This window comes from Sphingomonas sp. (assembly GCF_024508665.1).
Taxonomy (GTDB): domain Bacteria; phylum Pseudomonadota; class Alphaproteobacteria; order Sphingomonadales; family Sphingomonadaceae; genus Sphingomonas.
In genome coordinates this window covers 311,622-331,805 of record NZ_JANINP010000002.1, presented here as the reverse complement: position 1 = coordinate 331,805, position 20,184 = coordinate 311,622, and the positions used below count along the sequence as shown (strand labels likewise).

General features: G+C 65.9%; 16 protein-coding genes. 5 read left to right on the top strand and 11 right to left on the bottom strand.

From position 1 onward, the window contains the following. Positions 1-31 precede the first annotated feature (31 nt). Both Q0L25_RS04285 and Q0L25_RS04280 read right to left on the bottom strand, forming a co-directional pair. Complete coding sequence (locus Q0L25_RS04285) at positions 32-202, bottom strand: hypothetical protein (RefSeq protein WP_296611865.1); 171 nt, start codon at positions 200-202, stop codon at positions 32-34. Between the two features lie 91 nt (positions 203-293). After that, the gene (locus Q0L25_RS04280; RefSeq protein ID WP_296611863.1) at positions 294-476 is read right to left on the bottom strand and encodes a hypothetical protein; all 183 of its coding nucleotides are present in this window, start codon (positions 474-476) and stop codon (positions 294-296) included. A gap of 252 nt (positions 477-728) precedes the next feature. Here Q0L25_RS04280 and Q0L25_RS04275 point away from each other — a divergent pair, with 252 nt between their 5' ends. Both Q0L25_RS04275 and Q0L25_RS04270 read left to right on the top strand, forming a co-directional pair. Further along, complete coding sequence (locus tag Q0L25_RS04275) at positions 729-896, top strand: hypothetical protein (RefSeq protein WP_296611861.1); 168 nt, start codon at positions 729-731, stop codon at positions 894-896. After that, positions 889-1,074 carry a hypothetical protein gene (locus tag Q0L25_RS04270; protein WP_296611858.1) on the top strand — a complete coding sequence of 62 codons (186 nt, stop codon included), beginning with the start codon at positions 889-891 and terminating at the stop codon, positions 1,072-1,074. The genes Q0L25_RS04275 and Q0L25_RS04270 overlap by 8 nt, the downstream gene beginning before the upstream one ends. Before the next feature lie 48 nt (positions 1,075-1,122). Here the strand turns inward: Q0L25_RS04270 and Q0L25_RS04265 are convergent, their stop codons facing one another. Further along, positions 1,123-2,895: a thiamine pyrophosphate-requiring protein gene (locus Q0L25_RS04265; RefSeq protein ID WP_296612222.1), complete on the bottom strand. Its 1,773-nt coding sequence runs from the start codon at positions 2,893-2,895 to the stop codon at positions 1,123-1,125. A gap of 192 nt (positions 2,896-3,087) precedes the next feature. On the opposite strand from Q0L25_RS04265, the gene Q0L25_RS04260 reads away from it, so the two are divergent. Then, positions 3,088-6,072 (top strand): response regulator, encoded by a 2,985-nt coding sequence (locus Q0L25_RS04260; protein ID WP_296611856.1) that lies wholly within the window; start codon positions 3,088-3,090, stop codon positions 6,070-6,072. 108 nt (positions 6,073-6,180) lie between these two features. On the opposite strand, the gene Q0L25_RS04255 is transcribed toward Q0L25_RS04260, so the two are convergent. From Q0L25_RS04255 to Q0L25_RS04220, 8 genes are all read right to left on the bottom strand, one after another. Next, positions 6,181-6,363 carry a hypothetical protein gene (locus tag Q0L25_RS04255; RefSeq protein WP_066590396.1) on the bottom strand — a complete coding sequence of 61 codons (183 nt, stop codon included), beginning with the start codon at positions 6,361-6,363 and terminating at the stop codon, positions 6,181-6,183. A gap of 101 nt (positions 6,364-6,464) precedes the next feature. Continuing rightward, complete coding sequence (locus tag Q0L25_RS04250; RefSeq protein WP_084251184.1) at positions 6,465-6,620, bottom strand: DUF3309 family protein; 156 nt, start codon at positions 6,618-6,620, stop codon at positions 6,465-6,467. A 140-nt stretch (positions 6,621-6,760) separates the two neighbouring features. After that, a complete protein-coding gene (locus tag Q0L25_RS04245) occupies positions 6,761-7,966 on the bottom strand; it encodes a CoA transferase (RefSeq protein ID WP_296611852.1) in 1,206 nt (401 codons plus the stop codon). A gap of 2 nt (positions 7,967-7,968) precedes the next feature. Further along, on the bottom strand, positions 7,969-9,495 hold the full coding sequence (locus Q0L25_RS04240; protein WP_296612221.1) for a carboxylesterase/lipase family protein: 1,527 nt from the start codon (positions 9,493-9,495) through the stop codon (positions 7,969-7,971). A 35-nt stretch (positions 9,496-9,530) separates the two neighbouring features. Beyond that, the gene (locus Q0L25_RS04235) at positions 9,531-11,342 is read right to left on the bottom strand and encodes a beta-L-arabinofuranosidase domain-containing protein (RefSeq protein ID WP_296611850.1); all 1,812 of its coding nucleotides are present in this window, start codon (positions 11,340-11,342) and stop codon (positions 9,531-9,533) included. Between the two features lie 7 nt (positions 11,343-11,349). Further along, the gene (locus Q0L25_RS04230; RefSeq protein ID WP_296611849.1) at positions 11,350-13,494 is read right to left on the bottom strand and encodes an SUMF1/EgtB/PvdO family nonheme iron enzyme; all 2,145 of its coding nucleotides are present in this window, start codon (positions 13,492-13,494) and stop codon (positions 11,350-11,352) included. 10 nt (positions 13,495-13,504) lie between these two features. Further along, positions 13,505-14,458, bottom strand: coding sequence for a ribokinase (locus Q0L25_RS04225; RefSeq protein ID WP_296611847.1), 954 nt, complete (start codon positions 14,456-14,458; stop codon positions 13,505-13,507). Between the two features lie 13 nt (positions 14,459-14,471). Further along, positions 14,472-16,703, bottom strand: a complete 2,232-nt coding sequence (locus Q0L25_RS04220) for a TonB-dependent receptor (RefSeq protein WP_296611845.1) — start codon at positions 16,701-16,703, stop codon at positions 14,472-14,474. Positions 16,704-16,945: 242 nt separating this feature from the next. Between Q0L25_RS04220 and Q0L25_RS04215 the strand changes: the two genes are divergently transcribed. Then, complete coding sequence (locus Q0L25_RS04215) at positions 16,946-17,779, top strand: CoA ester lyase (protein WP_296611843.1); 834 nt, start codon at positions 16,946-16,948, stop codon at positions 17,777-17,779. Next, positions 17,779-20,181 carry a sodium:solute symporter gene (locus Q0L25_RS04210; RefSeq protein WP_296611841.1) on the top strand — a complete coding sequence of 801 codons (2,403 nt, stop codon included), beginning with the start codon at positions 17,779-17,781 and terminating at the stop codon, positions 20,179-20,181. Before Q0L25_RS04215 ends, Q0L25_RS04210 begins: the two co-directional genes overlap by 1 nt. Positions 20,182-20,184 lie beyond the last annotated feature (3 nt).

The following is a 20,184-nucleotide window of genomic DNA, read 5'->3' as shown; positions in this document are numbered from 1 at the left end:
CGATCGAGCGGTGGAGGGCAGGGGATCGGCGTCACCGATCCCCGCGATCGCCTTCGCCGGACTTCACCTTGGTCTTCGCATGTTGCCGGACATCTTGGGCAAGCGACCGGCCGACATCGTCCGATTCCTTGAACTGGCCCTTGTCGTCCCGCCGGACGTATCTCTTGTCGGTGCCGGTATCGACCAATTCGCGCTTGGACATGATCCTCTCCATCAGTTGACCAGGATAACGCCCGAAGAGTCAGTGGGTTCATCTCCGGCACATGAACTGTCGTGCAGGGGTGGGGGCGGCGCTAAGCATTGCACACGGATGTGCGCGCCAGCTCGATCGTCAGAGCCCGCCGGTCATATTCTTCGGCCATCCGCAGATGGGCGAGCGCGGCGCTGTTGTCCTCGCAGACCACCGCCCGCTGCCGTTCCTCGCGAGCGCGCTGCTCATAATAGATCCGGTTCGCGCTTTCGTCCCTGACCGGCATGTTTCTTCTCCAAAGCTTGCGACCCCGCTCCGGACCTAGGAGAGTAGGTTTGCGGGAAATCCCGTTCAATAAAGTGGGTTATCCTCTCCGCGATCGAGACAAGTCGCCGTAACCGCCGTTCCCCGGTCGAAGCAGCGCAACAGCAGCGGCCGAAAAATTGGAGAAAAATCCGCGTGACTTAGCGCAGGTTGTGGAAACGGATGTTCCTGATGCGCTCAATATGTCGTGCGGGCGGCACAACAGGGATGTGTCATGTACGATTGGATCATCGAAGCCGACATCTATCGATACCGCAAGGAACTGGCCGGCCTGGAGGACGGGCCCCAGTATCGGCGCCTGGTCGATCGCCTGAAGCAAGCGGAAGCGGTTCTGGCGCGGCGCCAGCCCGACGAGATCGTCCGCGAGCCGGCGAATGGCTGATCCCCGGGAGCGGGACCGTTTTGCCCGCCGCGCCAACGAATTGCGAACCTTGGCGCAACGCGCGGCGGACAGCGAAATCCGCTGGACGCTGGAAGCCATGGCTGCGTCTTACGATCAGCTCGTCGAGGAGGCGGATCGTGCCGCGCGGCGAAGGACCATGTCGCGCCCATATGCGTAAGGCGAGTCGATACCGAGGCGGCGGCAGCCCGTTTCGGTGGCGCCTAGACTAGCTTTTGCCGCCACCGAACAATTGGCGCGCGGTGTTCGCCAATATCCGCCCGACGCTCCGGTCGCCCTTCGCCAGCGACGACATGAACGCCTTCGCTTCGGCCAGGGTTACATGAGGTGGCAGCGGCGGCACCTCGGGATCGGTCTTCACCTCGATCACGACCGGACGGTCAGCGCTGAGAGCGTCGATCCAGGCCGCCGCAAGGGCATCGGCGTGATCAACATAGACGCCCTTGAGACCGAGCATCTCGGCGAATTTGGCATAGGGTACATCCGGAATATCCTGGGTGTCCGGGAAACGCGGATTGCCTTCCATCACGCGCTGCTCCCAGGTCACCTCGTTGAGATCGCCATTGTTGAACACGCAGACGATCAGCCGCGGATCGGCCCAGCGCCGCCAATATTTCTGGATGGTGATCAGCTCGGCCATGTTGTTCATCTGCATCGCACCGTCGCCGACCAAAGCGACGACCGGGCGGTGCGGAAAGGCGAATTTGGCGGCGATCGCATAGGGGACGGCGGCGCCCATCGATGCCAGGCCGCCGGACAATGTCGCCCGCTGGCCCTCCTTCACCCGATAGTCGCGCGCGTACCAATTGGCGCAAGACCCCGAATCCGAGGTGACGATCGCGTCCGCCGGCAGCAGCGGCGACATTTCCCAAACGACGCGTTGCGGGTTGACCGGATCGGCCTCGGCCAACGCGCGCTTCTCCAGGATCGCCCACCATTCGCTCATTTGGGCGGCGATGCCGTCCTGCCACGATCGGTCCCTCTTGCGATCGAGCAAGGGAAGCAGTGCCCGTAACGTCTCGGCTGCGTCGCCGTGCAAATTGACCTCGACCGGATAGCGCAGGCCGAGCATCTTCGGCGCGATATCGATCTGGACGGCCCGCGCCTGGCCGTCCTTGGGCAGGAACTCGGCCCAGGGGAAGCCGGTGCCGATCATCAGCAAGGTGTCGCAGCCCGTCATCAGGTCGTAGGACGGCGTGGTGCCGAGCAACCCGATCGCACCGGTCACATAGGGCAGGTCATCGGGCAGCACGTCCTTGCCGAGCAACGCCTTGGCGACGCCGGCGCCGAGCAACTCGGCCGCCCGCTTCACGTCGTCGGCAGCGCCGCGCGCGCCGGCGCCGATCAGGATTGCGACCTTGCTGCCGGCATTGAGCACATCGGCGGCGCGCTGCAGGTCGGCGGGATAGGGGATTGTGATCGGCTTGCTGTATCCCGGGCCGGATCGCGTGAAGCCGTGCGCTTGTCGCGGCTCTTCCCACGGCGAATCCTGGATGTCCTTGGGCAGGATGATCACTCCGACGCCGCTTTCCGCGATAGCGACGCGGATCGCGCGGTCGGTGATATGGCGCACCTGCACTACCGCTCCCGCTTCCTGCACATAGTCCGCGACGTCGGCGAACATGCGGTCGAGGTTGAGTTCCTGCTGATAATCGGCGCCGCGCACTGTCGCTTCCGCCTGACCGGCGATCGCCAGTACCGGCACGTGATCGAGCCTGGCGTCGTACAGGCCAGTGATCAGATGCGTTGCCCCCGGGCCACCGGTGGAAAGGCAGACGCCGAGTTCGCCGGTGAATTTGGCGTGCGCGGTCGCCATGAACGCGGCCATTTCCTCGTGCCGCACCTGGATGAACTCGATGCCGCCGGCCTTCTCGGCCCGCTGCAGCGCGCCCAGCACGCCGTTGATACCGTCGCCCGAATAGCCGTAGATCCGCGTGACGCCCCAAGCTTTCAATCGGTCGACGAAGAAGTCGCTGGTCATCTTGGTCACGGGACGATCCTTGCAGGCGAGGGATTGTTCTCAAGCAAAACGACTTTATCGTTCGCGCGATCCGGCGCCTGCGCCGGAATCGGGTGGCGAAGTCGCTCTGCCGGACCATTGCAACCAATGTCATCTTCCGGTCGTTCACTTATGTTGGGAAAATAAAAGGCGTTTAGAAACAAAGGGGAAGGCATGGCCGCAGCGCGTCGCCAAGGGCGCCAATCGATCACCGCCGCGGAATGGCGGCAGATTGTCGACAGTGCGGTCGACACCGCGATCATCACCACCGACGTGGAAGGCCGGATCACCAGCTGGAACGAAGGTGCCGTTCAGCTCCTCGGCTGGTTGGAGGAAGAAGTGCTGGGCGGCACGATCGAGGCGCTGTTTCCCGAAGGCCTGGGAGCCGCGGCGGTGGAGCGCGAGCGCCGAGAAGCCGTGGATTCCGGCCGCGGTGGCGGCGCCGAAGGCTGGCGGGTGCGCAAGGGAGGTGGCCGCTTCTGGGCGGCCGGAGAAATGACTCCGATCCGCAACGCGGACGGCGTGGTCGTCGGTTTCACCAAGATATTGCGCGACCGGTCGCGGCAGCGCGAGGCGGAAGAGGCCCTGCTGGAGGAACGGCGCGCGCTCGAGATCCTGAACCGTGCCGGATCGGTGCTGGCCGCCGAGACCGATCTGCACAAGCTGGTTCAAATCGTGACCGATGCCGGGGTCGAGTTGACCAAGGCGGCGTTCGGCGCCTTTTTCTACAATGTGCTGAACGACGCCGGCGAGAGCTATATGCTCTACACCTTGTCGGGGGCGCCCGAGGAAGCCTTTTCGAAATTCCCGATGCCGCGCAACACCGCGGTGTTCGCCCCGACCTTCAACGGCGAAGGGATCGTTCGCTCGGACGACATTACCAAAGACCCGCGCTACGGGCATAACGCGCCGCGCAAAGGCATGCCGGAAGGGCATTTGCCGGTTCGCAGCTACCTCGCGGTGCCGGTGATCGCGCGCGACGGCGCGGTAATCGGCGGGTTGTTTTTCGGCCACGACCAGGTCGGCGTCTTCACGCCGGAGTCGGAACGCGGTCTCGAGGGCCTGGCCGCGGAAGCCGCGGTGGCGATCGACAATGCCCGCCTGTTCCAGGCGCTCCAGCTCGAACTTAGACAACGCCGCACCGCCGAAGCCGATCTCGCCGCGAGCGAGGACCGCCTGCGCCTGGCCAACGAGGCCGCCGAGATCGGCACCTGGGACTTCGATCCGGTGACTCGCGAATTGCGCTGGGACGCCAAGTGCAAGCAACTCTTCGGCCTGCCGCCCGACGCCGAGGTCAGTTACGAGGCCAGTTTCCTTGCCGGCATCCATCCGGAAGATCGCGACCGGGCAGACGCGGCGGTGCAGCAGGCGCTGGACCCCGGGGGCACCGGCAATTACGCGATCGAGTTCCGCACCATCGGCCTTACCGATGGCATCGAGCGCTGGCTGGCGGCGAGCGGGCGCGCGATGTTCGATGATGGACGGGCGGTCCGATTCATCGGAACCGTCCTCGACGTCACGGCACGGCGGCAAACCGAGGCCCGGCTGCGCGAGCTGAACGACGGATTGGAGGAGCGCGTCGCCGCGGAAATCGCCCGGCGGAGCGAGGTAGAGGAAGCCTTGCGCCAAGCACAGAAGATGGAGGCGGTGGGTCAGCTGACCGGCGGCATCGCCCATGACTTCAATAACCTGCTTACCGTTGTCACCGGCAATATCGGCATTGCCCAGCGGGCACTCGATGCCGCCGATGTCGGCGACGTGCGCGCCCGGCGCTCGCTCGACAACGCGCTGAAGGGTGCCGAGCGGGCGGCGGCGTTGACGCAGCGGCTGCTCGCCTTCTCACGCCGTCAGCCCCTCGCCCCCAAGCCGGTCGATCCCGACAAGCTGGTGTCGGGCATGTCCGATTTGTTGCAGCGATCGCTCGGCGAGTTGATCCGGCTGGAGATCGTGACCTCGCCGGGGCTGTGGCGAACCGAGGCCGATCCCAACCAGCTCGAGAGCGCGATCCTCAATCTCGCGCTCAATGCCCGCGATGCGATGCCCGAGGGCGGCAAACTGACCATCGAAACCGAGAACGTCCGCCTGGACGAAGGGTATGCGGCGATGCAGGCCGAAGTCCCGCCCGGGCAATATGTCATGATCGCGGTGACCGATACCGGGAGCGGCATGCCGCGCCATGTGATCGAGCGCGCGTTCGAGCCGTTCTTCACCACCAAGGAAGTGGGCAGGGGAACCGGGCTCGGTCTTTCGATGATCTATGGCTTCGTCAAACAGTCGGGCGGGCATATCAAGATCTACTCGGAGGAAGGCGAGGGCACGACGGTCAAGATCTATCTGCCGCGTCTGCTCAGCGGCGGCACGGAGGACGAGGAGCCGGCGCGATCGACGCCGGGGATCGAGCACAGCCCGCGACAGGAGACCGTGCTCGTCGTCGAAGATGACGATGACGTGCGAGCCTATACCGTCGATTGCCTGCGCGAGCTCGGCTATCGCGTGATCGAAGCGCATGACGGCCCGTCCGCGCTTCGCCTGCTCGAACGACAGACCGACCCGATCGCCCTGCTGTTCACCGATGTGGTGATGCCGGGCATGAGCGGCCGCGAACTGGCCGAGCAGGCGCGCGGCGCCCAGGCGAATCTCAGGGTCCTCTACACCTCCGGCTATACGCGCAACGCGATCGTGCATGGCGGTCGGCTCGATCCGGGGGTCGAGATGATCACAAAACCCTTCACCTTCGAGGCGCTGGCCCAGAAGGTCCGCGACATGATCGATACCGGCACCGGCAACGTCCTGATCGTGGACGGCGAATCCACCGTGAGATCGCTCCTTGTCGAGGCGATGGGTGCGAGCGGACTGCGGATCGAGGAGGCCGGAACGGGCGGCGAAGCCTTGGGCAAGGTGCGAGCGGCGCAAGGACGGTATGACGCTATCGTGCTGGACGACGCACTGCCCGATTATAGCGGTGACGCCTTGCTGCGCGAGCTGCGCGCGCTTTACTCGGATTTACCGATCGTCATTGCCTCGAGCGTCCGTGCGGACGAACTGAGGCAGCTATTCGATGGGGAGCGCTGTGTCGCGGTGATCGCCAAGCCCTACAAGGCGGGCGAGTTGCAGGACACGCTCCGGCACCTGGGCATCTCTTGCCGGCGAGCTGAATAAACGACGGCTGAAGCGTCCGGATCGAGGTCGCGTGGGTCCGTGCTCGCTGCGCGGTGTACCTACGATCAAAGGGGGCCGGCGGTTTGAAAAGACCGGCCCCTCAACGGATTACGGCTTCGCCGGCGTATCGATCTTGATGTCGGCGTCGACCTTTTTCGTGTTGCCGAGCATGTTTTGGCCAAACATCAAGAACAACACCACGGCGATTACCGCCAGGACGACGGCGAGGAGAGCAATCGCTCCGCCGCTGCCGCCCCTCTCGATTACAGTCGTTCGATCTTCGTCTGCCATCGTTCCTCTCCTTGTCGTCGCAATTGTCGCAAGATAACCGGCTGAGCATCTGCCGGTTCCAATAACACCGGCCGTCTACTGACTGATATCGTCGGCGACGCTCAGATCCTGCCAAGCACCACTAGGATGATCAGGATCAGCACGATCAGTCCCAAGCCGCCCGACGGCGCATATCCCCAATTGCGGCTATGGCCCCAAGTCGGCAGAGCGCCGATCAAGGCGAGTATCAGGACGATTATTAGGATTGTTCCAAGCATCACTGCGCTCCCTGTTCTGATTGGGACGTACAACCAGCGGGCGCAGTTGCGGTTCCGACGGAGGCGTCGGTGCGAGGAAACTCGATTTCTTGGCGGTTGCACCTCTCCTCTGTCTTTGGAGGGCGCTGCCGGGCCGGCGGTCAGGACATGCCGGACGGGGGCTCGTCGTCTGAAAGCACCTCCGGAACGTCGTCGTCATGCTGCCCGAGCATCGGCGCGGCGAACGGTTCCGGGCCGGGCGTGCGCGCAAACTTGATGGCCCGCGACACGCCGCGATAGCGGCCGAGCACGGGGTGCGCGATGCTCGTCACCATCGCCTCGGCGCGCACTTGCGGATGATCGAACATTTCCTCGATATGGTGCACGGCGGAACAGGGTACCGCCTCGCCGAACACCTCTTCCCATTCGAGCGCGCTCCGCTGGGCGAGTGCGGTGTGGAGCAGCGGGACGAGCTCGGCGGCATGTTCGGCGCGCTTGCGGACGCTGTCATAGCGGGGATCGCGGGCCAGAGCCTCGAGCCCCGTCCGCTCGCACAAGGCGTTCCAGAAATGCGGGGTATTGGCCGACAGATAGAGATATCCGTCGCCGGTCGGGTGGAGGCCGGTGATCCCGCCCGAGCGCATGTCGCGCGAGATATCGTGCGCTTCTCCCTCGGCCTGGATCATCCGTGCCGATTGCATCGTCAGCGCGCTCCGCAACAACGAGACGCCGACATATTGCCCCTTCCCGCTCCGCTCGCGCTCGAACAGCGCCGAAGAGACGCCGGCGGCGACCAAGGCGGCGGCATAATAGTCGACCGGTGAGCCATAGGTCAGCTCCGGGACCGGCGGCTTGCCCTGCAATACGCACATCCCGGTCATCGCCTGAAGAACCTGGTCGTAGCCGGCCTTGCCGCGCAGCGGGCCTTCCTCGCCATAACCGGTGACCGCGCAATAGATCAGCCGCGGGTTGATCGCTTCGAGCTGCGAATGGCTGATCCCGAGCCGTTCGGTGACTCCGGGGCGGAAATTGTGGACCAGCACGTCGGCCTGCGCGACCAGCGCCAGCAGCCGCGCGCGGTCGGCGTCCTGCTTGAGGTCGAGCACGATACCGCGCTTGCTGCGGTTGACGCCGAGAAAGGCCCGGTTCTCGCCTTCGAGCGTCGACGGATAGTTGCGCAGGTTATCCCCGGCGGGGGGTTCGATCTTGATCACGTCGGCGCCCTGATCGGCGAGCAGGGAGCAGCCATAGGGGCCGGCGATATAGGCGCTGAGGTCGAGCACGCCGATGCCCGAAAGCGGCCCGCGCGGGCCTTCGCGCGCCGGATTGTCGAACGCGGACGGAGAAGAAGAAGGGGAGGCGTTCAAGATCAGGTTCCCGGCTGGGTATAGGGGACGGGGGCGAACAATTCGCGCTGCCAGCGGCGCGGGTCGTTCTCGAGCCGGCTGGCGATATCGAAGATCATCGTCGCCCGGCGGCGTTCGTCATAAGCCGGCCAGACGGGCGATCCGGGCAGGTCCGGACGGCCGGTGCGGGCGAAGGCGACGAAACGCCGTTGCATCAACCGCGACAGCGCGCGCGTCCGCGGACCGGTGCCGGTCCAGGCATCGGGCGCGTCGAACGTGCCGAAGACCAGACCGATATCGATGCCGTGAAACGCGCCGCGATCGGGATGGGTCGGGGATTGGAAATCGACCTGATAGACGAAGGCCGGGCGGCCGGCGCGAGCGCGTGCCTCGGCTTCGACGATCTGCGCCCGCCAGCTGCGGCCGTCGGTCGTCGCGGCGTAGAAGATGTCGGCCGGGGAAGCTGCCGGCATATGTGCGCGATAGGCGCGGACCACAGCTTCGGGCAGCAGGTCCACCGGCAGTTCTGCGGCAATCCGGTCGGGCAGGGCATCCCAGCTCAGGCCGCGCATCTCGGGCGAGGAGGGATCGGAAAAACCGCGAGTTTCGTCACGCGTGCCGCCGAGCATCAGATCGACGCCGAGGCCATCGCGATGCGCATCAGGCCAATAAGGATGGCGCGCCAATGATCGTCCGTCGAGGACGGGCCCGAAATAGATCGCGCTGCGCTCGACCGGATCGTCGGCGTCGAGCGCCTCGATCAGCTTCTCGACCGGCTGATCGAGCAGGCGCCGGATCTCCGTCTCCCTGATGCCCAATCGCGCCAGATAGGCGCGGGCGCGACGCGTCGCGTGGACCGGGCCCGACACCGTCACTTGGTGTCCGCTCATCGTGATCGCGCGGCGGAACAGCCCGCGTGCCGCGGGCATCGCCATCAGGGTGGCGATCTTGCCGCCGCCGCCCGACTGCCCGATCAGGGTGACGCGCGCCGGATCGCCCCCGAAGGCGGCGATATTGTCGCGCACCCAATTGAGCGCGAGCAGGAGGTCGAGCTGACCGGCATTGCCGCTGTCGGGGAAGCCGGAGTCGAGCCGCGCGAGATAGAGATAGCCGAGCCCATTGAGTCGGTGGTTGACGGATACCACAACGACATCGCCCGAAGCGGCGAGTCCATGGCCGTCGGTGATCGGGTCGTTGGCGCTGCCAAAAGCGTAACCGCCGCCATGGATCCAGACCATCACCGGCAGCCGCGCGCCGGAACCGGCGGCGGGCGTCCAGATGTTGAGGAACAGGCAATCCTCCGCCTGAGGACGGCGTTTGCCACGCTGCGGGCAGGCGGGGCCCGGCTCGATCGCGCGGACTGCATCTGGCATCACCGGCGCCGCAGCGGGCGCCCGGAAGCGCTCCGCCCGGCCGTAACGGATACCGCGAAACGCGGCGATGCCGGCCTGATGCTGGCCGACGAAGCGTCCGGCGCGGCAGGTCACCACCGGATCGCCGGCCGCGCGCACGGGGCCGGCCGCAACCAAGGCCGCGCCGCCGGCGATCATCGCGCGCCGGGTCGGGGAGGAGAATGCGCCCGCGATCACACGTCCGCCTCGGCCAGTCCGAGCCAGGTCAGCCGCCAGATACCGTCTTGCCGCCCGCCTGCTCGGTACCAGGGCTCGAACACGATCGGCGCGCGACCTTCGGGCTCCAGCCGGATCGTCTCGCCATCCGCGACCGCGACCGGCTCGCGCGCGAACCGCACCGTTTCGCCGCGCTTGAAGCCATCGACCAGCCCCGTCGCATAAGCGAGCGGGCCGCGCGTCACCGCGATGAAGTCGTACCGCATGACTTCCTGCGCCACCGGCACGTTGCCCGGCGCGAGCGATTCCTGCACGTTGCGCTGGACCGCGCGATGCACCGCGACCGGCATCGGCAGATCGAGCGTGATGACCTCACCGGGCGCCCATTCCCGCTCGATCCGGGCATATTTCCCGGCGGTCGCCGCGAATTTCTCTTCGCCGACGCGCAGCGCCGCGTGCTCGGCCCAATCGGGAATGCGGACATCGACCGCGAACCGGGCGGGCGCGGCGGGCGCGACCTCGATCGTGATCGGCCCTTCGAACGGATAGGCGGCCCGCTGGCGGAGGCGCACCGCGCCGACGGCCGGCAGGACGATCTCGGCGTCGGATGGGCCCAGCAGGTTGATCGCCACCGCGCCATCCGCGGTCACGCCATAGGCAATCGCGGACAGTTCCTCGAGCGCCATCGCCCCGCTCGACTTGCAGCAGCGCCAATAGGTCGTGTGCGTCCGACGCCCGTTGGGGAAGGAATAATAGCACCAATCCTCGCCGTCGGGCGCTTGCGCGCCGAGCAGGTCGTTATAGGCGCTGCGTTCGATCTCCTGCGCGAATTCGGCGTCACCCAGGATCGCCAGCAATTCGCGGTTGAGCTGGATCCAGGCCATGGTCGAGCAGGTCTCGACATAGGCTTCCGGGCTGAACACGCCGGCGGGGTTGAACACTTCGCGCGATCGGTGCGCGACGCCGCCCCATGGCCCGCCGCCCAGCGTCAGGTGGTGGGCGCGCACCGCCTGCCAGATATTGCGGACGGCAGTGAGATAGCGCTCCTCGCCGGTCGCGCGATGGAGCTTGGCGAGGCCGACCAGGTTCCACAGCAATTGATAGGCCTTGCCGGTGGCGATCTCAGACGGGTCGGCGCCGGCCAGTGCCATGCTCAGCAACCGATTGCGCGGTTCGCGCTCGGCCTGGTCGAGCACCAGCCGGGCAAGGTCGAGATAATGCTGCTCGCCGGTCGCAAAATAGAGTTCGGCCGCCGGATCGATCAAAACGGTCGCCGACAGGCCAAAATGATTGCCGAGATCGGTGATCGCGATCCCTTCCTCGTCCAACGTCCGCCAGCAGAGGTCGCCGATCTTTCGCGCCGCTGTCAGGTAGCGATCCTCGCCGACCGCTTTCCACAATTCGAGCAGCCCCAGGATCAGATAGGAATGCGTCCAGATGTCCCAGGTGCGCAGCGCCGGCGCGCCGTCCCAGGTCACCGGCTTGGGCGGCTGCTTCACCATGAAACGGCGCGACGGCGCGTAATTGCCGAGATAGCCGTCGGCATCCTGTTGCGCGATCAGATAATCGGCGACGCGTACCACGCGCGCCAGCAGCGCTTGGTCACCGGCGCGTACGGCCGCGCGGGTCGCGGCGACCAGCCATTTGCCGGCATGTTCGCCATACCAATCGCCTTCCTCGTCATTCGCCACGATCTCGGGCGCGAACAGGGCGATCGCCGGACTGTGTTCGTCGGTGACGAAATGCGACAGCCGGCCGGTGCGATTGGCCTCGACAGCCTCGCCGAGCAGCCCGCCCAGCGTCACCGCGCCGAGCGGTGCGAGACGCATCGCCGGCTCAGCGATCGGCGGCACAGCGGAAACCAATCCCGGCGGAACGGTCCTTGGCCGGCGCCATCAGCAGGAACTTGCCGTGCTCGTCGAGCCGATAGGCCTGGGGGAAATACCAATGCGAGGTCTGCGGCTGATAGGCGCTGCCGCCGCGCAGCACAGCGGCGCGGACGCGATCGTCGCGATATTCGTCGGTCCATTGCCACACATTGCCGACCAGATCCTCGACACCGAACGGGCTCGCGCCGGCGGGATGCGCATCGACATCGGCGGGTTCCGGCATCACGCGGCCGAGCGACGGTGCGGGCACCGCCGCCTCGTCCCAGTCATCGCCCCAGGGATAGGATCGGCCGTCGCTCCCTTGCGCGGCATAATGCCACTCCCATTCGCGCGGCAGCCGCTTGCCCGCCCAATCGGCATAGGCACGCGCATCCTCGATCGCGATCCAGGTGACGGGCTTGTTCTCCCATCCGGCCGGCGGCGCGCCGTTTTGCCAATGGCGCAGGAAGTTGCGGCCGTCGGCCGGCGCATAGCCGCTGGCGTCGAGAAAGGCCTTGAACTGGGCGTTGGTCACCGGGAAGCGATCGATCCAGAAGGCTTGGATCGCCATGCAGCGGCGATGATGGCGGCGCGGACTGTCTTCCCACGGATATTGCACGTCGACGCCGTCGGCGGCGTAGCCCTCGATTTCGATGCCGTGCACCGCGAAGTCGAACTCGCCGGCCGGAATCGCAACCATGCCTTCGGGCGCGTCGGCATAACGAGCGGTCGGTGCGATCGGGACCAGTTCCTGCTTCGCCGAACTCCAGGTCGAAGAGATCGAGGCAAGCGGCGTGGCGGCGCGAGCGCGCATCTCGGCCAGGAAGGCGTCGAGCCCCGCGACGGTCTCGCCCTCATCGAGAGCGAGGATCGCGCCGAAACCGCGCGCCGCGATGTCGAGCGTCAGGATCGCGCGGTCGCCGTCGATCCGCGGATCGAGCGCGACGCCGTTCCAGACATCGAAATATGTCGTGCTGGCCCTGTGCGGGACCGCGAGCTGGTCGCCGTCAATCGCATATTCGGCGCGGTTGATCAGCGTCCACAAGGTCCGCCCGTCGCCGGGGAAACGGCTGGCGAAGATTCCGGCCTGCAACGTCCGCTCGTACGGCCGCCAGTCGGGGCCGACGATCAGCGGCGCGAAGAAGCGCTGGACCATCGCCACCCGGCGCAGCGTCTCCGCGTCGCGCGGGGTGAATTGATTGACGAAGCCGAACACATTCTCCCAGGCGACGTAACCGACGCCGTTGAAAAAGGCGTGCTGCAGGTCGTTGGTCCGCGCGCGGCTCCAGCGGTTCTCGATATTGATGATGTGCCTGGGCTCGAGCCATTTGAGTTTGAGCACCGTGGGGATGCTCTCGTCGGGCACGCGCTTGGTCCAGCTCTGCAGGTTCCAGCTGAGGATATGGTCGCCGGCCTGCGCAGTCGTTTCGGGCTGCAGCACCACCGCGCCGCCCGCCGCCTCGCACGCTTTGTGAAAGGCGAGGGGCACGCCGCTATAGGTGTCGCCGTTGATCCCGTCGGCGCCGGTCGCGGCGACGATCGCTGCCATCCGATCCCAATCCGGCGCCTCGCCGGGCCGCGTGCCGTTGTCCCACGGCATGGTCGGCAGGAACACCTTGACCCCGCGCGCGTGGAAATCGGCGACTGCCTGCTTCAGTCCCTCGATCCCGCCGGGCAGCGCGTCGACCAGGTCGAACTGGCTGCGGTCGTCGATCCCGATATTGGGATAGATGTACCAGAGGAGCACGCTGTCGACCGTGCCGAGCCGCGCCTCGAGATCGTCGAGATAGCGGTCGACGGTATAACGGCCGGTGTCGGGATCGTAGAAATAGCGATCCTCGACCATCAGCAGATGATGGACGAAGTTCGCCTGCGACCATTGCAGCTCGGGGCGGCGGTACAACTCGTCGTCGAAGCCGATGCGGATCAGATGCTCGCGGCGCCACTCGATCAGCCCCTGCACCCATTCGTCGGCGGCGCCGTCGGCGTCGATTTTCCAGCGGCCCATTTCCTGGAATGGCCAGCCGGGGACCTTGCCCGGCGTCGGCAGATAGGGGCCAGTGAGCGCGTGCGAGAATTTGACGTCGCTGGTCGTGCGGATCGGGTTGGTCATGGGGCTTTCTTCAAATCGCTGCCGCGGCCAGGCCACAATAAGCGGCTAGGCCGTCAAGGCCATGCTGGCGCGCATCGGCGATGAAGGCGTCCATCTCGGCGCGGGACGGGATGCTCGATTGCGCGCCCGCCTTGGTTGTGGCGAGCGCTCCGGCCGCCGCGGCGCGAGCCAAAGCGGCCGGCAGGTCGAGGCCCTCCGCCAGGCCCGCGGCAAGCACGCCGCAAAAGGTATCGCCGGCGGCGGTGGTATCGACCGGAGTGACGGCGAAGGCGGGCTGGAGGACATAGTCCTGACCGACACGAGCACAGGCGCCTCGCCCACCCAGCGTTACCACGGTAATGCCGACCCCGGTCCGCGCGAGCTGCTCGGCGAGCGATCCTTGAGTTCCGGCGAGCATGCCAAGCTCGTCCTCGTTCACGACCAGCAGGTCGACCACCGCGAGCAGGCCGGCCGGGAGGGCGCGTGCCGGCGCCGCGTTGAGTAGTACTTTGACCCCGCGATCGCGCGCGGCCCGGGCAAAGGCCGACACCGTGTCGAGCGGCGTTTCGAGCTGCATCACCAGCCACGCTATGCCGTCGAGATCGGGCAGGTCGTCGGGACCGAGATCCGAATTGGCGCCGGGCGCGACGGTGATCGCATTCTCGCCGGCGTCGGACACGGTGATCAGCGCCGCCCCGGTCGATCGCGCCGAGCGCCGGATGTCGAGCGCGACACCGGCGTCGGCCAGCGACGCCGCGATCAGCCGTGCAGGATCGTCGTCGCCCATCGCCGCGACCATCCTGGTGGCGACGCCGCCGGCGCGGGCAGCGGCGACCGCCTGGTTGGCGCCCTTGCCGCCGGGAAAGATCGCGAGATCGCCGCCGAGCACCGTCTCGCCGGCCGCGGGTATGCGGCCGGCCCGAACGACGAAATCGGCATTGGCGGAGCCGGCGATCAGCACCGACGGTTTGGAGCGATCGCCCACGGCCCTTCTCGCCTTAGAAATTGCGGCTGAACGTCAACGATACCGTCCGTCCGCGGCCCGCGAAATAATTCTGATAGATATCGATCTGCGACGAGCTCAGGAAATAGAATTTGTTGAACAGATTCTCGACGCCGAGCGAGAAGGTTCCGACCTGATCGATGCGGTAATTGGCCGTGGCGTCGAACAGGGTGTAGCCCTTGGTATGCTCGTTGATCGTGTTGAGATCGCGGCTGAACAGGTGGCTGGCGCCGAACGATACCGACCCTTGCTTGTTGAACTGCCAGGAAATCTGGCCGTTGAGCTTGTCGGGCGCGATGTTGAGGATGCCCAATTGGACGTCCAGCGGCGACGTGATGCCATTGGCCTTGGTGGTCTTGCCGATAACGTGGCTGAACAATGCGTTCAACCGCAGGGTCGAGGTCGGCCGGAACTCGGCGGTGACGTCGATGCCGTAGATCTTGATCGGCTTGCGGTTGAGGACGTAGTCCTTGGTCACCGGGTCGACCGAGAGGCTGGAGCCAAGCGCCGACTTGGACTGGTAATAGGACAGGCCGAAGCTGCCCTGCTTGCCGCGCCAGTTGAAGCCGACTTCCTTGTTCTTGAAGATCACCGCCTCAAGGTCGAGCAGTCCCTCCACCGACTTGCCGGGCACGTTCACGTTGCGCAGCGGAATACCGAAATTGGGCAAGGTGAAGCCCTCGCCATAGGTGGCGTAGACCGAAAAGCCGCTCCCCAGCCGGCCGATCGCACCGGCGTTGAACAGGTCGTTCTTGTACTTGAGCGTGCCGCCCTTCACGAACACGCTGTTGCGGTAATAGGTCGTCGTATAATCGTCGACCTTCACCCGGCCGTCCTCGTGGCGCATGCCGCCGCTCAGCGTGATCGGGCCGATCTCATATTCGAGCTGAACATAGGGGCCGAAGCTGGTGTAGTTCATCGGCGGCACCCAGACGCGGTTGGTCACCGCCAGATATTGCTGGGTCTGGTCATGGACCAGGTCGACGCCGAACCGCAATTCGAGTCCCTTCAACAGGAAATCGGGATGCGTGTACGAGGTGCGCAGGCCGTATTTCTTCGAGAGGATCTCCGACTGGTCGTAGAGCTTGCCGGTCGGGTCGATCCTGGGATCCTGCTTGTCGATGCTGTTGTCGCCGGGGAAACGCATCTCCTGCTTGGCGTAATAGGCGGTCGCGACCAGGCTGCCGCCGACCAGATCCTTGTTGGTGTAATTGACCGCATATTGCTGGAAGCGGTTGAAGTCGGGCTTGAACAGCAATTGGCCGGTGAGCGGATCGACCGGCGGTCCCGGCTCGGCGGTGTCGGGAATGCCCGTGGTCTGGTCCTTGCCCGCCGGGGGGCGGACGCCGGCAACATAATGATAATCGCCATTGGCGGTGAGCTTGAAATAGCTCGCCTCGGCCTCAATCCGCTGCGAATCGTTGGCGCCGAAATCCTTGCCGATCTTCAGGAAGAAATCGACCTGCTTCGAATCCGCCAGCGAGCTCGACGCGCTGAGTCCGATGCGGCGGCCCCTGGCGTCATAAGTGATGCCGCGGCTGAGGTAGGAAGCGGCGGCGAAGATGTCGATCGCGTCGGATTTGTGCGCGATCGTCGCGCCGATCTTCCACACCGAACTGTCGTCGTCGAACTGCGTGCCGAAGCGGCCGGAGACGCCGAAATGCGTGCCGGGCTCGGTCGCGCGCTTGGAAATGTAATTGATGATGCCACCCGCGGCGCCGATCCCTTCGGCCGCCGAGGCGCCGCCGATCACTTCGATCCGCTCGATCGTCGCCATGTCGGTGAAGGTCGCGTTGCGGCTGCCGTCGCGCAGCGGCGTCGACTGCGGAATGCCGTCGAACAGATAGAGCGCGGTACGGCCGCGCATCGTTTCGCCCAGCGTGTTGAGCGTCTGGTTCGATTCCGAATAGCCCGGCACCGTGCGGGCCAGGACGGCGGTCGCGTCCTCGGTGATCGTCAGCGAGCGTTTCACTTCGGCCGGGGTGATGACGGTGACCGCGCCGGCGATCTTGTCGACCGCCTTGGGCGAACGGCTGCCGGTGACGACGATTTCGCCGCGATCCTCCGCGCTCTCCTGCTGGCTGCTGGTCTGGCCGTCGCCGACCGGCGCGGCGGCGTTCGCGGTCTGCGGTTCAGCCGATGTGGCGGGATCGGCCTGAGCAAAGGCCGGCAAAGCGACGCTCGACAGCAGAGCGGCGGCAAGCGTCAGACGCGCATGATCGTTCATTCGAAATCCTCCCCGACGTATTTTTTCAGCAGCCTAAAGCGACGCCGAGGCACGCAAAAGCGGCAGAGTAGTACGTTCACACCCAAGATTTTCTGTGGTTCGCCGACCCAAGGCTGGCTACGCTTCGGGGCGGTGAGACAACGCTTTTCCTGTGCTGTGAACGCAGCAACGCTGCGCTATTCCCGCGCTACAGACCGGTCGACCGCATCATGCAAGATGCGGCGACATGGGAGGGAGCTGCGATGCGCAGCAAGTTGTTCGTGCCGTGCTCGCGACCCGAATTCTTTGCCAAGGCGTTGGCGGGCGAGGCCGACGCGCTATCATTCGATCTCGAGGACGCGGTGCCCGAGGGTGACAAGGCGGCAGCACGATCGCGGCTGGTCGAATGGTTGCGCTCGGACGCCGTCTCGTCGTCGGGCAAACGCATGATCGTCCGGATCAACGCGCTCGAAAGTCCTTTTTTCGCCGATGACCTGGCGGCGCTGGCCGGCGTCCGCGTCGATTGCGTCAACCTTCCCAAGGCGAGCTCGCCGGCCGCCGTGCGGATGGTCGCCGTACAGATGGAATCGGCCGGGATCGGCGCCGATTTGCTGGTGAATATCGAGACGCCGCGCGGAATTTCCCAGGCCGCGGGGATTGCCGGCGCGCATCCGCGCGTGATCGGGCTGCAGGTCGGGCTCAACGACCTCTTCGCCTCGCTCGGCGTGGATCGGCGCGACCTTCGTCATGTCCAGACCGCCTTGTGGTCGATCCGGCTCGGCGCGGGAGAGGCCGATCGCTTCGCGTTCGACGGGGCCTGGCCCGATCTCGCCGACGACGACGGGTTCCGCGCCGAGGCCGAACTCGCGCGCAGCCTGGGCTATCCGGGCAAGAGCTGCATTCACCCGCGCCAGGTGGCGATCGCCAATGCCGTGTTCGACACAGGCGAGGACGTGGCGCGTGCGCGGCGCCTTCTGGCTGCGGCGGCCGAGGCCGGCACGCGCGGACATGGGGCCTTTCTGTTCGAAGGCGCTATGGCCGACGCTCCCGCGGTCGCGGCGGCGCGCGAAACCCTTCGCCGCGCGGGCGAAGCCTGATGCGGGCATTGCTCAAGCTATTGCTGGCCGCATGTCTTTTGATCGGATTCGCAGCGCCGGCCGTCGCCGAGTCGCCGATGTCGACGGTGGCGACGCGGCTTCCGACGCTGCCAAGTTCCGGACCCATCCTGCTCGCGGGGATCGATGGTCGCGCGGTGGCGATCGACATGGGCGGCAAGCGCGCGTTCGTGCTGGGACCGCGAGGTTGGTCGGTGGCATATGCGGGGCATATCGACTTCGGGCGTCTGCTGACGGTCATAAGCGATGGCCGGCGGACGTTGCTTGTCGGCCGCGGCGACGACGGAGGGGCTCAGCGGGTCGCCGGGCTCCATTTGTCAGGCGGCGACCTCACGCCGCGCATCCTGCCGCCGCTGCCGGTGTCGCTCCGGTCTGCGACGGCCGCGTTCGAACCCGACGCCGTAGTGGTGGCCGGGACGGACGCCAGCGGCGCGGCGCATCTGCTGCGCCTCGACTGGACCACGGCCGAAACCTGGAAGGCGCTCGATGCCTGGTCCGGCGGCGGAACCCCGGTCGCGCTCGCGGCGCAGAATGGCGGTATCTTCGTTACCCTGGCGAATGGGAAGCAATGGCGCTGGCTGAAACTCAAGGGCTGGAGCGTGGGCGCGCCGGCGCCGGGCGCGGTCGTTCCAGGTTCGGCGCGGGCGATCGGCCAGGCGTACCTGCTCTATCTGATCGGCGGCGCGAATGGCACGCGTCTCTACAGCTACAGCGCGATCACCGATGCCTGGGCACCGTTGGGGTCGGCGCTGCCGCACCCGGCGGTCGCCGCGGTCAGCCAGGGCGACGGGATATTGTCGGCATGGCGCGACGGCCAGGGTCTCGCCTTTTCGGCGCTGACGCTCAAATCCGCGCGCCAGTCGATCTCGGCGATCGATATGGCGATCATCGGCGTCTACCTGTTCGGCATGCTCGGCGTCGGGCTGACGTTCTATCGGCGCGCCAAGCAGGGGCCGTCGAGCGAATTCTTCCTCGGCTCGCGGTCCATCCCGTTCTGGGCCGCCGGGATCAGCATGTTCGCGGGTTCGATCAGCTCGATCAGCTATCTCGCGGTCCCGGCCAAGGCGTTCGAGACCGACTGGGAATATATCATGTCGAAGATGACGACGGTGGTCGGACTGATGTTCGTCGCCGTCTTCGTCGTGCCGATCTTCCGTCGCCTGAACCTGGTGTCGGTTTTCAACTATCTCGAACAGCGCTTTCACCCCGCGATCCGCATGCTGTCGAGCGCATTATGGATCATGATGCAGATCGGCGGGCGGATGGGGATCGTACTCTTCCTGCCGGCGATGGCGATCGGCACGATCACCGACACCAACATCGTCGCCTGCATCATTGTCGTCGGCCTGTTCACGATCGTCTATACCGCGCTGGGCGGAATGCGCGCGGTGGTGTGGACCGACGTCTTCCAGGTGCTGGTGCTGACCTGCGGGGCGCTGTTCGCGATCGGCTTCATCGTCTGGCAGATCGGCCTCGGCACCATCGTCGATACCGCCGCGACGTTCGACAAGACCCGGATGCTCAACTTCAGCTTCGACATCACCCAGCCGACGATATGGGCATTCCTGGTCCTGGTCCTGTTCGACGTCGTGCTGACCTTCCCCAAGGATCAGGTGCTGATGCAGCGCGTCCTGTCGACGCCCTCCGAAAAGGCCGCGGGGCGCTCGGTCTGGCTGTTCGCGGCGGTGCTGCTGCCCAGCGCGTTCATGTTCTACATGATCGGCACGGTGCTGTTCGCTTATTATCGGGTCCATCCGGGACAGCTCAATCCGTTGCTGCCGATCGACACCGTATTCCCGTCGTTTATCGGCACCGAGCTGCCGCATGGCGTGGTCGGGCTGATCATCGCCGGCCTGATCGCGGCGGCGATGGGGACGTTGTCGGGCATCATCAACAGCGTCGCGACCTTGCTGTCGGTCGATTTCTACGACCGGATGATTCCCGGACGCAGCCAGCGCCAGATCGTCCGCTTCGCCGAGATCGCGAGCGTGGGGGTCGGCCTGATCGGGATCGCCATCGCGATCGTCCTCTCGCGGCTCGACATCCATTCGCTGCTCGACCTCACGATCGAATTGTTCGGCCTGTTCGGCGGCAGCTGTGCGGGCGCCTATACGCTCGGCCTGTTCACCCGGCGCGCCAATTGGCAGGGCGTGGCGATCGGCATCGTGCTGGCGTCGATCGTCACGCTCGTCGTGTGGATCTTCGGCCTGGTCCACCCCTATCTCTATCTCGCGCTGGCAATCGCCTCGTCGATCGCGATCGGCTATGTCGCCAGCTTCCTGTTCCCGCCGCCCAGCCATTCGCTCGATGGCCTGACGGTGTTCACGCCTCGACGCGGCAAGGCGCAATCGGAGGAGTCGCTGCCATCGACACCGGGTTCCTGAAGA

What these genes read in the sequence shown, in the direction of transcription:
- Q0L25_RS04265 (WP_296612222.1), bottom strand. Translation starts at nt 2,895, where the DNA reads ATGACCAGCGACTTCTTCGTCGACCGATTGAAAGCTTGGGGCGTCACG.
- Q0L25_RS04255 (WP_066590396.1), bottom strand. Translation starts at nt 6,363, where the DNA reads ATGGCAGACGAAGATCGAACGACTGTAATCGAGAGGGGCGGCAGCGGC.
- Q0L25_RS04230 (WP_296611849.1), bottom strand. Translation starts at nt 13,494, where the DNA reads ATGACCAACCCGATCCGCACGACCAGCGACGTCAAATTCTCGCACGCG.
- Q0L25_RS04210 (WP_296611841.1), top strand. Translation starts at nt 17,779, where the DNA reads ATGCGGGCATTGCTCAAGCTATTGCTGGCCGCATGTCTTTTGATCGGA.
- Q0L25_RS04240 (WP_296612221.1), bottom strand. Translation starts at nt 9,495, where the DNA reads ATGATCGCCGGCGGCGCGGCCTTGGTTGCGGCCGGCCCCGTGCGCGCG.
- Q0L25_RS04235 (WP_296611850.1), bottom strand. Translation starts at nt 11,342, where the DNA reads ATGCGTCTCGCACCGCTCGGCGCGGTGACGCTGGGCGGGCTGCTCGGC.
- Q0L25_RS04220 (WP_296611845.1), bottom strand. Translation starts at nt 16,703, where the DNA reads ATGAACGATCATGCGCGTCTGACGCTTGCCGCCGCTCTGCTGTCGAGC.
- Q0L25_RS04250 (WP_084251184.1), bottom strand. Translation starts at nt 6,620, where the DNA reads ATGCTTGGAACAATCCTAATAATCGTCCTGATACTCGCCTTGATCGGC.
- Q0L25_RS04275 (WP_296611861.1), top strand. Translation starts at nt 729, where the DNA reads ATGTACGATTGGATCATCGAAGCCGACATCTATCGATACCGCAAGGAA.
- Q0L25_RS04260 (WP_296611856.1), top strand. Translation starts at nt 3,088, where the DNA reads ATGGCCGCAGCGCGTCGCCAAGGGCGCCAATCGATCACCGCCGCGGAA.
- Q0L25_RS04215 (WP_296611843.1), top strand. Translation starts at nt 16,946, where the DNA reads ATGCGCAGCAAGTTGTTCGTGCCGTGCTCGCGACCCGAATTCTTTGCC.
- Q0L25_RS04285 (WP_296611865.1), bottom strand. Translation starts at nt 202, where the DNA reads ATGTCCAAGCGCGAATTGGTCGATACCGGCACCGACAAGAGATACGTC.
- Q0L25_RS04270 (WP_296611858.1), top strand. Translation starts at nt 889, where the DNA reads ATGGCTGATCCCCGGGAGCGGGACCGTTTTGCCCGCCGCGCCAACGAA.
- Q0L25_RS04280 (WP_296611863.1), bottom strand. Translation starts at nt 476, where the DNA reads ATGCCGGTCAGGGACGAAAGCGCGAACCGGATCTATTATGAGCAGCGC.